Origin of the sequence: Trueperella bernardiae (assembly GCF_030246965.1) — a bacterium.
GTDB lineage: Bacteria > Actinomycetota > Actinomycetes > Actinomycetales > Actinomycetaceae > Trueperella > Trueperella bernardiae.
This window is the reverse complement of record NZ_CP127099.1, coordinates 858,417-871,800: the sequence shown is the minus strand read 5'-3', so window position 1 is coordinate 871,800 and position 13,384 is coordinate 858,417. Positions and strand designations below refer to the sequence as shown.

Below are 13,384 nucleotides of genomic sequence, written 5' to 3'. Positions count from 1 at the left end.
GTCTCACTCACGGTCGAGCCGGTCGTCAAGGTTGACCATCTGCGGCTCGGGCGCCCGGCCGTGCAGGTGGAGCAGGCGCACGAAGGCGTTACGCCGCACCCGGCGCGCCTGGGCAACGTGGTTGTTGTGGAAGCGGCGCGTCATCTGCACCGCGATCCGGGCGCGCTCCAGGCCCTCCAGCTCCGGCGGGGCGGAATCCAACTGGTCCACCGAGTGGCGCAGTGCACGGCTGAGCTCCGATTCGAGGCTGAGGCGGTCCGGCGCCTCGCCCGCGCGCCCGGTGAGCGCGCGCCCCTCGTCGTCGATGTCGATGGCGTCCAGGCCGTCGTCGACAATCGGGTAGGCGGCGGCCTCGATCGCCTCGGTGGCGAGGTCGGCCAGTACGATCGAGCTTGCCACGTCGAGTACGCCCGAGCGCGCCACGCGAAGGGCGGCCTGGGCCCGGTCGGCCAACGCGCGCTCGAGGGCCACGCGCGACTTCATGACGTTCTTGTGGACGCGGTCGAGCGAGCGGGCATAGAGGGTCGCCGCGATGACGGAGAGGATAAGGAGGCCAAGGATCACGAGGAGGACGGTCTTCCAGATCACGGCTCCACCTCGATCCTTGCCGTGCGGATCGCTGTCTCGTAGACGGACAGAATGTGGGAGGCCACGGTCCCCCAGTCGTAGCGCCAGGCGGCCTCGGAGGCGAGCGTGGCCACCCGCTCGCGCATCGGCCGATCGGCGAGCGCCCCGTTGACCACGCGTGCCAGGTCGCCCGGATCCTCGTTGCGGAAGTGCACGCCAAACTCCCCATCCGATAACACCGCGCGGAAGGCCGGGATGTCGGAGGCGACGACGAACGCGCCCGCGCTCATCGCCTCCACTAGGATGATGCCGAACGACTCCCCGCCCGTGTTGGGCGCAAGATAGGCATCCGCGCTGCCGAGCAAGAGCGCCTTGTCCTCATCGGAGACCGGGCCCAAGAATTCCACGGCCTGCGCGTCGGCGCCGAACATGCGCCGGGCCTCATCCTCATCGCCCTTGCCCGCCACGAGCATCCGCACGCCGGGATGCGCCGCGCGGATCTGGTCAAAGGCCTCGGCGACCACGGGCAGGCCCTTGCGCGGCTCGTCCAGCCGGCCAAGGAAGGCCAGCGTGGGCGCCTCGGGCGTGCCGGTGAAGCGCGGGTCAGGACCGTCGATCTGCAGGTCGGAGACGAACACGCCGTTGGGGATCACCCAGGCGTCCCCGCCCAGATGCTGGACGGCCGTGCGCCGGGCCTCCTCTGACACCGCGATGCGCGCCTGGATCTTATCCAGGATTGGCACGAGGAACGGGGAAGCGAGCGTCAGCATGCGCGAGTGGTCCATCGCCGTGTGGAAGGTGGAGACCACCGGACACTCGGCGCTCATGAGCGCCAGCATCGATACCGACGGGGTGAAGGGCTCGTGCACGTGGAGCACGTCGAAGTCGCCCTGCTTGAGCCACTTACGCACCTCGCGGTTCACCCGCGGCCCGAAGCTGAGGCGGGCCACCGAGCCGTTGTAGCGGACCGGGATCGCCGCGCCGACGGGGCACACGAACTCCTCCGCAGGCGTGTTCTCCGCCGGTGCAATGACCGACACCTCGTGTCCGCGCACGATGAGCTCCTTGGCAAGATCGCGGATGTGATATTGCACGCCCCCGTGCACGTCCCACGAATACCCGCAGGCAATTCCTATCTTCATGTGGTTTCCTTCGCCCTGGCCAGCCGCTCGGGGTCCAGGTCCTCGACGAATACCTTTTGAAGCATATGCCAATCCGTCACGTGCCTGGCAAGCAACGGCCCCACCTGGTCCAGCCACTCCTGGTTCATCCGCAAGATGTCGGCCTCGCGCTCCTCCGCGCTCGCCTCCGGGCCGACGCCGGCGCTGATCGGCTCGCCGAAGATGATCTTGATACCGTAGCGGCTCCCGGAGCGGCGCACCCGTTCGGCGTCGTGGCCGAAATCGTCGGTGACGATGGTGATCGGCCACATGGGCTCTCCCGTGCGCTGGGCAAGCAGGGCCGAGCCGACCGCCACGCGCACCGGCTTGCCCGTCAGATTCACCTGAACACCGGAGGCCGACAGGTCGCGGTCGCACAGGAGCGTGACGATCACCGACTCCTCGCGCATCGAGCGCTCGAGGCTCGCAATCGCCCCGCCGCCGGTCTGGTAGATGGTCAACCCGATCGAGCGGCGGAAATCGAGGAACTGGTCCGCGAGTTCGGGCGGATTGAGCTTCTCTGCAATCGAGTGCACCGGCGCGAGGTGCTTCGTGGCCCAGGCCCCTGCCAGGTCCCAGTTGCCGGTGTGCAACAGCGCCGCCGACGCGGACCTCCCCGCCGCCAGGTGCTCCCGGAACGCCTCGACGTTCTCACAGCTCACGCGTGCGTCGATCTGGTCGGGGGTGAGCGAGCTCAGCCGGAACATCTCATAGTAGTAGTCCATGTACGAGCGCATGGCCTTCGCGCTGCGCCGCCGCGCCCGCCACGAGCCGGCCGCGGGCACAATCCGTTCAAGGTTCGCCCGCAGCTGGACGGCCCCGCGCATGTTCGACGCGCCCGTGACTGTACCAACGGCCCGGAAGATCGCCCGGCCCACCGGCTCAGGCAGCGTCTTCACCAGCCACGAGGCGGCCGCAAATACGCGCAGGATATTCACGCGTCACCAGCCTGTGCCATCTGCTTGTAGACGTAGACGATCCGCTGCCCCACCGTGAACAGGGCAAGCACCGCGAGCACCCACAGACCGATCGCCATCACCCAGTGCGTGGCTCCAAACCCGGTGGCGAGCACGAGGATGAGGGCGAACACCAGGCGGTCGGCCCGCTCGGCCAGCCCCACCGACGCCGAATAGCCCACGCCCTCGGCGCGCGCCCGGGCATACGGAACGATTCCGCCGACGACGGCGGCCGCGATCGCTCCCGACACCACCCAGGCCTTCGTCGGCTCGTCGGCTTGGAGGTAGCCCCACATGGCGAGCGCGGCGAAGATCGCCCCGTCCGCGAAGCGGTCCATGGTCGAATCGAGGAAGGCCCCGAACTTCGTACTCTTGCTCGTCATGCGCGCCATCTGACCATCGAGGTTGTCGAAGATGACGAGAATGGTCACCACAAGCGCACCCACCAGCAGGTAGCCAAGCGGGAAGAGGACCAGCGCGGCGGCCGAGGAGGCCACCCCGCCCACAATCGTGACGGCGTTGGGGGTGACCCCCATCCGGACCAGGGCCTTGGCGATAGGGCCGAAGATGACCTTGGCCAGCGGCCGGCCGCTGCGAGACAGCATGGCTACTCCCTACTGGTTCTCATGGTTGTCGATGGCCGCGCAGATGCGCTCGATCGCCTCGTCCACGGCAATGCCGTTGTCCTGCGAGCCGTCGCGCATGCGGAAGGAGACCGCGCCGGCCGCCGCGTCGTCGCCACCAGCGATAAGCGTGAAGGGGATCTTGTCCTTCGAGGCGTTGCGGATCTTCTTGCCGAAGCGGTCATCGGAGGTGTCGACCTCCACGCGCACGCCCCGCGCCCGCAGCTTGTCCGCCACCTCGAACAGGTAGTTGTCGAAGGCCTCGGCCACCGGCACGCAGCGCACCTGCACCGGCGCGAGCCACGCCGGGAAGGCCCCCGCGTAGTGCTCAGTCAGCACGCCGAAGAAGCGCTCGATCGAGCCGAAGAGCGCGCGGTGGATCATCACCGGGCGCTGGCGCGAGCCGTCGGGTGCGGTGTATTCGAGCTCGAAGCGCTCGGGCAGGTTGAAGTCGAGCTGGATGGTGGACATCTGCCAGGTGCGCCCGAGTGCGTCCTTGGCCTGAACCGAGATCTTCGGCCCGTAGAAGGCGGCGCCCTCCGGATCCGGCACCAGCTCCAGGCCGGAGGCGGTGGCCACCTCCTCGAGCACGCGCGTGGATTCCTCCCACACCTCGTCATCACCTACGTACTTCTTCGGATCCTTGGTAGACAGCTCGAGGTAGAAGTCGTCCAGGCCGTAGTCCTTGAGTAGCGACAGCACGAAGTCGAGCAGCGCGGTCAGCTCCTCCTTCATCTGCTCCCGGGTGCAGTAGATGTGGGCATCGTCCTGGGTGAAGCCGCGAGCGCGGGTCAGGCCGTGGATGACGCCGGAGGCCTCGTTACGGTAGACCGTGCCGAACTCGAACAGGCGCAGCGGCAGCTCGCGGTAGGAGCGCCCGCGAGAGCGGAAGATCAAGTTGTGCATCGGGCAGTTCATCGGCTTGAGGTAGTAGTCCTGGCCTTCCTTGACCACATTGCCCTCGGCGTCGACCACCTCGTCCATGTGCATGGGCGGGTACATGCCGTCGCGGTAGAAATCCAGGTGGCCCGAGATCTGGAAGAGGTTGCCCTTGGTGATGTGCGGGGTGTTAACGAAGGAGTAGCCGGCCTCCAGGTGGCGCTTGCGGGAGTATTCCTCCATCACCATGCGGATGATGCCGCCCTTGGGGTGGAAGACTGCCAGGCCGGAGCCGATCTCGTCAGGGAAAGAGAAGAGGTCGAGCTCGTTGCCGAGCTTGCGGTGGTCGCGCTTTTGCGCCTCCTCGATCCGTGTCTTGTAGGCGAGCAGCTCGTCCTTGCTCGGCCACGCGGTACCGTAGATGCGCTGGAGGGAGTCTTTGGCCTGGTCCCCGCGCCAGTAGGCGGCCGAGGAGCGGGTGAGGGAAAACCCGTTGCCGATGAGCTTCGTGTTCGGCAGGTGCGGGCCGCGGCACAGGTCGGTCCAGACGGTCTCCCCACGGCGGTTGACGTTGTCGTACATCGTCAGCTCTCCCCCGCCGACCTCCACCGAGGCCCCCTCGGCCGCCTGGTCGTTATCGGCGTCGGAGCCGCCCTTGAGGGAGATGAGCTCGAGCTTGTAGGGCTGGTCGGCGAGCTCGGCCGCGGCGGCGTCGTCGGAAATCGGGCGACGCACGAAACGCTGGCCCTCCTTCACGATCCGCGCCATGTCCTTCTCCAGCTCTTTGAGGAGCTCGGGGGTGACGGCGGGGATGTTGCCAAAGTCGTAGTAGAAGCCGTCGGTGATGAACGGGCCGATGCCGAGGTTGACGGACGGGAACTTGTTCTGGACCGCCTGGGCGAGCACGTGGGTGGCCGAGTGGCGCAGGATGTTCAGGCCGTCCTGCTCGTGGATCGTGACTCCTTCGACAGTGGCGCCGTCGGGCAACGTGGCCAGGTCCGTGGCCAGGTCCTTCAGCTCGCCGTCCACGCGAAGCGCGACGATCTCCTTGCTGTCCTTGAAGTGGTCAATGCCGCTCACGGACTCGCTGATCTGCAGCGAGTCGCCGTCAATTACTAGGTTGGGCACCCTGGCTCCTCTCATCCGGTACGCACAGACAAGGTACGCACGTCGCCATCATACCCCGCCACGTGAGCGGCCCTTTTCTCACCTTCATGTGAAGCCCTGCATACCGTTACTATCGTCCCATGAGCTTAAGCGTGTTTGACCTGTTCAAGATCGGGATCGGCCCGTCGTCCTCGCATACGTCGGGGCCGATGACGGCCGCCCACATGTTTGCCGGCCACCTGCCCGGCACGGTTCACCGCGTGCGGGTGCGGCTCTACGGCTCGCTGGGCGCCACCGGGATCGGGCATGGCACCGACAAGGCTGTCATCCTCGGCCTCATGGGCTTTGAACCGGCGCGCGTGCAGCCTGAGCGGGTCGGCGACGCCGTGGGGAAGGTCCGCACCGATCGTCGCCTTCCGCTCACCACGGCGGACGGGCAGGTAACCATCGACTTTGACCCGGCCACCGACATCGAGCTCATCGGCCGTACCGAGCTTCCCGGGCACCCCAACGCTATGACGATGAGCGCATGGAGCGGCGAGGAGCTCGTGTTTGAGCGCACCTATTATTCCGTGGGCGGCGGCTTCGTGGTGTGCGAGGAGGACGCCGACATGGCCATCATCCCCACCGCCGACCTCCCCCACCCCTTCCGCACGGCCGACGAGCTGCTCCTCATCTGCGATCGCACCGGCATGTCGATCGCCGAAGTTGCGCGCACCAACGAACTCGCTTTGCACACCACGGCGGAGATCGCGAGCGGGCTGGCCGCCATCTGGGAGGTCATGCAGGGGTGCGTTGCCACCGGGCTCGGTCACGAAGGTGTGCTCCCCGGTGGCCTCCAGGTGTTGCGCCGCGCCCCGAAGCTCCACACCGCCCTCCTCGCCGAATCCGACGCCCTCGACCCGCTTCGGGCCATGGATTGGATCGGGCTCTACGCGCTGGCAGTCAACGAGGAGAACGCCGGGGGCGGCCGTGTGGTCACCGCGCCCACGAACGGCGCCGCCGGGATCATCCCGGCCGTCATGCACTACTGCCGTGACTTCATCGGGCTCGACGCCGATGCGGTGGAGACCTTCCTCCTCACCGCCGGCGCGATCGGCATGATCTTCAAGACCACCGCCTCCATCTCGGGCGCCGAAGTCGGCTGCCAGGGTGAGGTCGGATCGGCGTGCTCGATGGCCGCCGCGGGCCTCGCCGCCGTGCTCGGTGGCAGTCCCCGCCAGGTGGAAAACGCCGCCGAGATCGCGATGGAACACAACCTCGGTCTCACCTGCGACCCGGTGGGTGGCCTGGTGCAAATCCCCTGCATCGAGCGCAACGCCATCGCCGCAATCAAGGCCGTGGCCGCCGCCCGCACCGCCCTGCGCGGAGACGGCTCGCACCTCGTCTCCCTCGACTCCGTCATCGCCACCATGCGCGAGACGGGCAAGGACATGCAGGCCAAATATAAGGAGACGGCACTCGGCGGGCTCGCAGTGCACGTGGGCGTCAACGTCATCGAGTGCTGACGGGCGACTAGATACCCCGGGCCGCCGCCCAGCGCGAGAGTTCCTTGCGGTTGGAAAGCTGAAGCTTGCGCAGGCAGGCCGACACGTGGGTCTCCACGGTCTTGACCGAGATGAACAGCTCGGAGGCGGTCTCCTTGTAGGTGTAGCCGCGGGCGATGAGCCGCATGACGTCCTGCTCGCGCGCCGAGAGCCGGTCGAGCTCCTCGTCACGCTCGGCCACGGCGCTGCGCGACGTGCCGAAGGCGTCAAGGACGAAGCCCGCAAGCTTGGGTGAGAAGGCGGCGTCGCCGGCTACCACCCGTTCGAGCGCCTCGATGAGCTCGTCCCTGTTGATGGACTTGGTGACGTAGCCGCGCGCACCCGAGCGCACGACGGACACAACGTCTTCAGCCGCGTCCGACACCGAAAGGGCAAGGAAGCGCGGGCCGCCTTCGCCGGCGAAAGCCCGGATGACTTCCGCGCCGCCTCCGCCCGCGCCGCCGGGCAGGTGGACGTCGAGCAGGACGACGTCACAGTCCACGGCCCGGATCACATCGATCGCCTCGTCCACGCTCGCCGCCTGGCCTACCACCTGAACGCCCTGCCCGTCGATCTGGGCGATGATGCCCGCGCGGACCAGGGCGTGATCGTCGACCACGATGACTTTCATTGTTCCTCCTCCACGCTCATGTGGACCTCGGTGCCGCCCGTCGGTAGCGGGGAGCGGATGTTCGCGCGCCCGCCCGCGCGTTCCATGCGCCCGTAGATCGAGTGGCGCACCCCGCGCCGGTCCTCACCAATGCTACCCACGTCGAAGCCCTCACCGCGGTCGCGCACCCACACATCCCCGCCGTCCCCCAGCTCGGCGTACATCGAGATGGGGCTACCTCCGTGCTTGCACGCGTTCGTCAGGGCCTCCCCGGCGGCGTCGATGAGGGCCTGCGTCCGCGCCGTCACCTCCATATCCCCCGTAATCACGACGTCGACCTGCGCGCCGTACGTCGCCTCCACCTCCCGCGCACGCCGGGTGAGGACAGTGGCTACCGACGTGTCATCACGCCGGTCTGAATAGAGGTAGTCGCGCAACTCAGCCTCCTGCTGGCGAGCGAGGACACGGACGGCGTCGGCGTCGTCGGCACGCGAGCGGATGAGGGCGAGGGTCTGGAGGACGGAGTCGTGCAGGTGGGCAGCGATGTCGGCGCGGGTTTCCTCCCGGACGAGCTGGGCGTCTTGCTCGCGGGCGTGCATGCGCGAGCGCATCTGGGAGGGGTAGAGGACGAAGGCGCCCACGGCGAGCGCGGCGAAGCCCGTAAGGAATGCGGTGGTGGCGTCGGCGCTGTCGACCACGTTCTCCACGACGACGACCGCGCCCATAGTTGCAACCAGCAGGCCGACTCCGAGCGCGAGGCTGGCCCAACGGCCCTGGACGGACCAGGCGATCGCGCCGCCGGCGAGGATGAGTGCGAGCGGAAGCACGGCGAGCGCGCCCGGGAAGTATCCGACGATCACGAGCAGGATGATGACGCCCATCGCGCCGAGTGCCACGGCGGTGGTGGGCCGGGAGTCCTCGCCGGACGCGAGCGGCTTGACGAGCCGGCGCGTGGAGACGTCGGCCCCCTCGCGCGACAGCGTGAGCGCGAGCACCGCGTAGACAACCACGGGCACCACGGTCCAGCACAGCAGAAGGAAGGCCAACCGCCACATGCGCACCGACCCGCCAAGGTGCTGGGCGAGTCCCTGGCACACGCCGGCCAGGATCTTGGGCTCCCGCCGCTCAAGGGCCGGGCGCGCGGTGGCCCACGGCGCCAAGAGATCTGCATAGTCTTCCATGCCTCGATCGTCTCACCCCGCGGCCCCGAACCCAACCACGAACGGCCGAAATCAGGGGTTTTCGGGGAAGGATCAGGGTTCTTTCAGGGGTGTTCAGGGCCGATTCGGGCCCGTCGATAGCGAAGAATGAAGACATGAAACTTTACGACTCCCTTCGCTCCCGGCCCCTGCGCCGCACGCCTGACGCACTCGCTGGCGGCGTCTGTGCCGGCCTCGCCCACCGCTGGGGCATCTCCGCCGTGCTGGTCCGCCTGGCCTTCGTTGCGCTCGCCATCGTCGGCGGAATCGGCTTCCTCCTCTATGGGCTCGGCTGGCTCCTCATTCCCTCCTACGCCACGGAGGAGATCGTGGCCGAAGGCGCGCTGCGCAATCCTGACTCCGCGTTTGCGGCCTCCATCATCCTCATCCTGGTGGGCGCGGTGGTCTTCGTGCCATTCGTCGCCGTCTGGGCCGACTTCGCGCTCAACCGGGCCCCCGGCCTGGCGTTGATGGGCGTACTGGTGATCCTCGTCTCTGTGCTCTTCGTGCTCTGGCGCAACGGGCGGCGAAGCACGCCGCGTGGCGTGTACGATGCCGCCCAGTTCGGGTCCGCGCCGTACGGGCCGGGCTCAGAATTCCCCGCGCCCGCTCACCCGGTGCGGCCGCTCAAGGAGCCCAAGCCCAAAAAGCCGGCACTTGGCGGACAGGCCATCTCGGTCGTCGTCGCCATCGCCTTTATCGGCAGCGCGATCGCCCTGCTCGCCGTGCCGGGCAAGGTCGCCGCGATCCTCATGACGCTCAGCGTGGGCCTTGGTATCGTCGCCATCGGCGTCATGTACGCCGGAGTGCGCGGCCTGCGAGCCACCTGGCTCACCGCGCTCGCCTGGTTCCTGGCCCTGCCGGCGTCGGCCGCGCTCGCGATCGCCCTCATCATGCCCACCTCCATGGTGACCGCGCCGAACCTCGAGCTCGTCTCCTTCGGCTCGAGCGAGCGGCCCTCACTGCTGTCCGTGTCCCACTCCGGGGTCAACAGCGATCCCGGCCAGCTGCGCGACTACAACGTCGACGCCTTCATCCTCGCCGACGCCCCCTACCTCTTCAGAGAATCAGACCCAATCATTATCGAAGTCACCCGCAACGAAGACGTCTACGGCGTGGCCGACGTCGCCCTCAACGGTTGGGAACCCTGGCGGGTCGACGTCGCCGGCGAAACCTGGACCGAACCCGTCTACGACACGGGCGACAACCCGGACGAGAGATGGTGGAGCAACGTCCACCTCGGGGCCGGGGAGAGCGTGCGCATCTACTCCCCCGCCGCCATCACCAACCCCGATGCCGTCACTACGGCCACCATCAACTTCTCCTACGGATCCCTCTATCTCAGCTCACTCCCGAAAGGAAATTAAATGCGTATCAGCACCGCCATCTTCGGCTCACTTTCCCTCATCCTCGCCTCGACCGGCATCGCGCGCGCCGCGGGCGCGGTGGTTGACGTCCGGATCGTCGTCGTCATCATGCTCTTCACGGTCTCCGCGCTGCTTGCTATGAGCGCCTTCCGGCGAGTGGAGCCCGCCGAAGACTAGCACCCACACGCACCGCGGCGGGCGCACCCGCGCCCCGCCCTGCCCGCCGGGCGCACCTGCGCCCTGCCCTCCTCCGCGCAGATGCTATACAAAACCGCAAGATGCGGCACTAATTCACGGTAAATTAGTGCCGCATCTTGCGGTTTAGTGTCGCGTTTGCGAGCGGCCCCGCGACGACGGCCGGGCTTCCTCACGACGACGGCCGGGCCAGCCACAACGCCGTGGGAAAGCCAGGTGCTCCTCGCCGCCAACGTGCAGCGGGCATGAAAAAATCCCCAGCGTGCTGGGGACGTGGTGGGCGATACTGGATTCGAACCAGTGACCTCTTCCGTGTCGAGGAAGCGCGCTAACCAACTGCGCCAATCGCCCTGATTGAGAGGTGGGTACGGGATTCGAACCCGTGTATACGGCTTTGCAGGCCGCTGCCTCGCCTCTCGGCCAACCCACCAAGTGGTTAAGTAATCCTACATTACTTGGCCTTCGAGCGGATGACGGGATTCGAACCCGCGACCCCCACCTTGGCAAGGTGGTGCTCTACCAGCTGAGCTACATCCGCATATCAGCTCGATCGCGTCTCGCTGACTGCCTGATTAATATAGCCATAATCTTCGACCGGTGTCTAATCCGGATAACGTGACGTGCGCTACGCCGATTGCGTTTGCTTCTACCCTCGATTGTCAGCTACTGTCTTTGAGCAGAGATCACCTGATCCTAGGGCGATTAGCGCAGCGGTAGCGCACTTCCTTCACACGGAAGGGGTCACTGGTTCGATCCCAGTATCGCCCACCATCTATCCTCAGCGGCCATACGTGCCGCATCTTCCCTGTATAAAACCCCATGGCGTCAAGCCGTGCGCACCTGCACCATCGCGCGAACGACTTGCGCTTTTTCGCCTCTGGCCTCATCTTTACCCAAAGCAGTGCCAGACGTGAGAGTCTATATGTTATGGAAATTTGGCCTGGAAAACCCTATCCGCTCGGCGCCACTTTCGATGGCACCGGAACGAACTTCGCGATCTTCTCCTCCGTGGCAGACAAGATCGAGCTGTGCCTCATCGACGATTCGGGGGGCGAATCGCGCGTGGAGCTACGCGAGGTCGACGCCCACGTCTGGCACTGCTACCTGCCCGGCATCCGGCCCGGCCAGCGCTACGGGTTCCGGGTCCACGGCCCCTTCGAGCCGGAAAACGGCCACCGTTGCGATCCGTCGAAGATCCTCCTCGACCCGTACGCGAAGGCGATCGAGGGCCAAGTGGATAACCACCAGGCAAACTTCTCCTACGACTTCAATGATCCAGATAAGCGTGCCGAGGTGGACTCCCTCGGGCACACGATGCTGTCGGTGGTGGTCAACCCCTTCTTCGACTGGGGCCATGACCGCCCGCCTAAGCACGAGTACCACAACACGGTGATTTACGAGGCCCACCTCAAGGGCATGACGGCGATCCACCCGGATATCCCCGAAGAGCTGCGCGGCACGTACATGGGTATGGCTCACCCGGCGATGGTCCAGTACCTCAAGGAGCTGGGGGTGACCGCGGTTGAGCTCATGCCGGTCCACCAGTTCGTCAATGACACCTCGTTGCAGGACAAGGGCCTGTCCAACTACTGGGGATACAACACGATCGGCTTCTTCGCCCCACAAAACACCTACTCCTCCTCGGGCGAGGTGGGCTCGCAGGTGGAGGAGTTTAAGGCGATGGTCAAGGCCTACCATGACGCCGACATCGAGGTGATCCTCGACGTGGTCTACAACCACACGGCCGAGGGCAACCACATGGGCCCCACCCTGTCCTTCCGCGGCATTGACAACCGCGCCTACTACCGGTTGGTCGACGGCGACCTGGCCCACTACTTCGACACCACGGGCACGGGCAATTCACTCAACATGTCCTCCCCGCACTCGTTGCAGCTCATCATGGATTCGCTGCGCTACTGGGTGGTGGACATGCATGTGGACGGCTTCCGTTTCGACTTGGCCTCCACGCTTGCCCGTGAGTTGCACGCGGTGGACAAACTGTCGGCCTTCTTTGACATTATCCAGCAAGACCCGATCATCTCCCAGGTCAAGCTCATTGCCGAGCCGTGGGACGTGGGCGAGGGCGGGTACAACGTGGGCGAGTTCCCGCCGCTGTGGACCGAGTGGAATGGCGATTATCGTGACACGATGCGCGATTTTTGGCGCGGGGAGCCCTCCGTGCTGTCCGAGTTCGCCTCGCGCCTGACGGGTTCGTCGGACCTGTACGAACATTCGGGGCGCCGCCCGTTCGCCTCGATCAACTTCATCACGGCCCACGACGGCTTCACGCTTGCCGACCTCGTCTCCTATAACGAGAAGCACAATGAGGCAAACGGCGAGGGCGGGGCGGACGGCTCGTCAAACAATAAGTCGTGGAACATGGGAGCCGAGGGCCCCACGGACGACCCGGAGGTCCTCAAGCTGCGCACACGGCAGATGAAGAACTTCTTCACCACCCTGCTCACCTCCCAGGGCGTGCCGATGATCTCCCACGGCGATGAGCTGTGCCGCACGCAGGAGGGCAACAACAACACGTACTGCCAGGACAACGAGCTGGCGTGGGTGAACTGGGACCTGGACGAGGCCCAACTCGACATGCACGCCTTTGTACAACAGGTCATCAGGTTGCGCCACGACCACCCGGTGTTCAGGCGGCGTCGTTTCTTTATGGGCGACGCCGGCCGCGGCGGCGAGTCGGAGCGCGGGGACATCATGTGGTTCGCGAACAATGGCGAGCTCATGGAGGACGAGGACTGGGACACGTGGTTTGCGCGCTCGGTCATGGTGTACCTGAACGGCGAGCGTATCGCGGAGCCGAACGCGCGCGGCGAGCGCGTGATCGACGACGATTTCCTGCTGGCCTACAACGCCTCCGAAGAAGATCTGGACTTCACGATCCCCGGCACCGACACGGACACCACGTGGACGGTGATTTTGTCTACCGACGACGACGCCACGCTCGGCGCCGTCTTGGGTGGCGGGGATGTCTTCCCTGTGACAGCGAGGTCGATCACGATCCTCGTGCGCCACAATGCCACCGAGCGCGGGCTCATGGATAGCGACCTGCGCACCTCCCTCAACGCCGCCAGCTCGGAGGCCTGCCCGGCGGTGGGAACCGTGTCCGATACCGCCGTGCGTGAGCACGTGTTGGCACCGCATAAGTGATGCGAGCCCCCGCCGGATGTCAGCGGCGCT

11 protein-coding genes and 4 tRNA genes are annotated in these 13,384 nt (G+C 66.3%); 5 read left to right on the top strand and 10 right to left on the bottom strand.

Going from position 1 to position 13,384, the window contains the following annotated elements; translation table 11 throughout:
* Positions 1 to 3: 3 nt before the first annotated feature.
* The 5 genes from QPC17_RS04045 to thrS are packed head-to-tail and all read right to left on the bottom strand — an operon-like array spanning position 4 to position 5,313.
* Positions 4 to 588, bottom strand: a complete 585-nt coding sequence (locus QPC17_RS04045) for a hypothetical protein (protein WP_068538331.1) — start codon at positions 586 to 588, stop codon at positions 4 to 6.
* Positions 585 to 1,709, bottom strand: coding sequence for a glycosyltransferase family 4 protein (locus tag QPC17_RS04040; RefSeq protein WP_068538332.1), 1,125 nt, complete (start codon positions 1,707 to 1,709; stop codon positions 585 to 587). Before QPC17_RS04040 ends, QPC17_RS04045 begins: the two co-directional genes overlap by 4 nt.
* Positions 1,706 to 2,665, bottom strand: a complete 960-nt coding sequence (locus QPC17_RS04035; RefSeq protein ID WP_285347499.1) for a phosphatidylinositol mannoside acyltransferase — start codon at positions 2,663 to 2,665, stop codon at positions 1,706 to 1,708. The genes QPC17_RS04040 and QPC17_RS04035 overlap by 4 nt, the downstream gene beginning before the upstream one ends.
* Positions 2,662 to 3,288 carry a phosphatidylinositol phosphate synthase gene (gene pgsA / locus QPC17_RS04030; RefSeq protein ID WP_068538334.1) on the bottom strand — a complete coding sequence of 209 codons (627 nt, stop codon included), beginning with the start codon at positions 3,286 to 3,288 and terminating at the stop codon, positions 2,662 to 2,664. The genes QPC17_RS04035 and pgsA overlap by 4 nt, the downstream gene beginning before the upstream one ends.
* A gap of 9 nt (positions 3,289 to 3,297) precedes the next feature.
* Positions 3,298 to 5,313: a threonine--tRNA ligase gene (gene thrS / locus QPC17_RS04025; protein ID WP_371258049.1), complete on the bottom strand. Its 2,016-nt coding sequence runs from the start codon at positions 5,311 to 5,313 to the stop codon at positions 3,298 to 3,300.
* Positions 5,314 to 5,432: 119 nt separating this feature from the next.
* Between thrS and QPC17_RS04020 the strand changes: the two genes are divergently transcribed.
* On the top strand, positions 5,433 to 6,800 hold the full coding sequence (locus tag QPC17_RS04020) for an L-serine ammonia-lyase (protein WP_285347498.1): 1,368 nt from the start codon (positions 5,433 to 5,435) through the stop codon (positions 6,798 to 6,800).
* A gap of 7 nt (positions 6,801 to 6,807) precedes the next feature.
* On the opposite strand, the gene QPC17_RS04015 is transcribed toward QPC17_RS04020, so the two are convergent.
* Together QPC17_RS04015 and QPC17_RS04010 are read right to left on the bottom strand one after the other, a co-directional pair.
* The gene (locus QPC17_RS04015; protein WP_062612365.1) at positions 6,808 to 7,449 is read right to left on the bottom strand and encodes a response regulator; all 642 of its coding nucleotides are present in this window, start codon (positions 7,447 to 7,449) and stop codon (positions 6,808 to 6,810) included.
* Positions 7,446 to 8,609: an ATP-binding protein gene (locus QPC17_RS04010; protein WP_070445104.1), complete on the bottom strand. Its 1,164-nt coding sequence runs from the start codon at positions 8,607 to 8,609 to the stop codon at positions 7,446 to 7,448. The genes QPC17_RS04015 and QPC17_RS04010 overlap by 4 nt, the downstream gene beginning before the upstream one ends.
* A 134-nt stretch (positions 8,610 to 8,743) precedes the next feature.
* On the opposite strand from QPC17_RS04010, the gene QPC17_RS04005 reads away from it, so the two are divergent.
* Positions 8,744 to 9,994, top strand: coding sequence for a PspC domain-containing protein (locus tag QPC17_RS04005; RefSeq protein WP_070447499.1), 1,251 nt, complete (start codon positions 8,744 to 8,746; stop codon positions 9,992 to 9,994).
* On the top strand, positions 9,995 to 10,171 hold the full coding sequence (locus QPC17_RS04000; protein WP_160326856.1) for a hypothetical protein: 177 nt from the start codon (positions 9,995 to 9,997) through the stop codon (positions 10,169 to 10,171).
* A gap of 292 nt (positions 10,172 to 10,463) precedes the next feature.
* Here QPC17_RS04000 and QPC17_RS03995 read toward each other — a convergent pair.
* The 3 genes from QPC17_RS03995 to QPC17_RS03985 all read right to left on the bottom strand — a co-directional run bounded on the left by QPC17_RS03995 (position 10,464) and on the right by QPC17_RS03985 (position 10,727).
* Positions 10,464 to 10,540, bottom strand: a tRNA-Val gene (locus QPC17_RS03995).
* Positions 10,541 to 10,548: 8 nt separating this feature from the next.
* Positions 10,549 to 10,619, bottom strand: a tRNA-Cys gene (locus tag QPC17_RS03990).
* Positions 10,620 to 10,654: 35 nt separating this feature from the next.
* Positions 10,655 to 10,727, bottom strand: a tRNA-Gly gene (locus QPC17_RS03985).
* A gap of 158 nt (positions 10,728 to 10,885) precedes the next feature.
* Here QPC17_RS03985 and QPC17_RS03980 point away from each other — a divergent pair.
* Both QPC17_RS03980 and glgX read left to right on the top strand, forming a co-directional pair.
* Positions 10,886 to 10,960, top strand: a tRNA-Val gene (locus tag QPC17_RS03980).
* 156 nt (positions 10,961 to 11,116) lie between these two features.
* Entirely contained in the window at positions 11,117 to 13,354 is a 2,238-nt protein-coding gene (gene glgX / locus QPC17_RS03975; RefSeq protein WP_285347497.1) for a glycogen debranching protein GlgX, read from the top strand.
* Positions 13,355 to 13,384 lie beyond the last annotated feature (30 nt).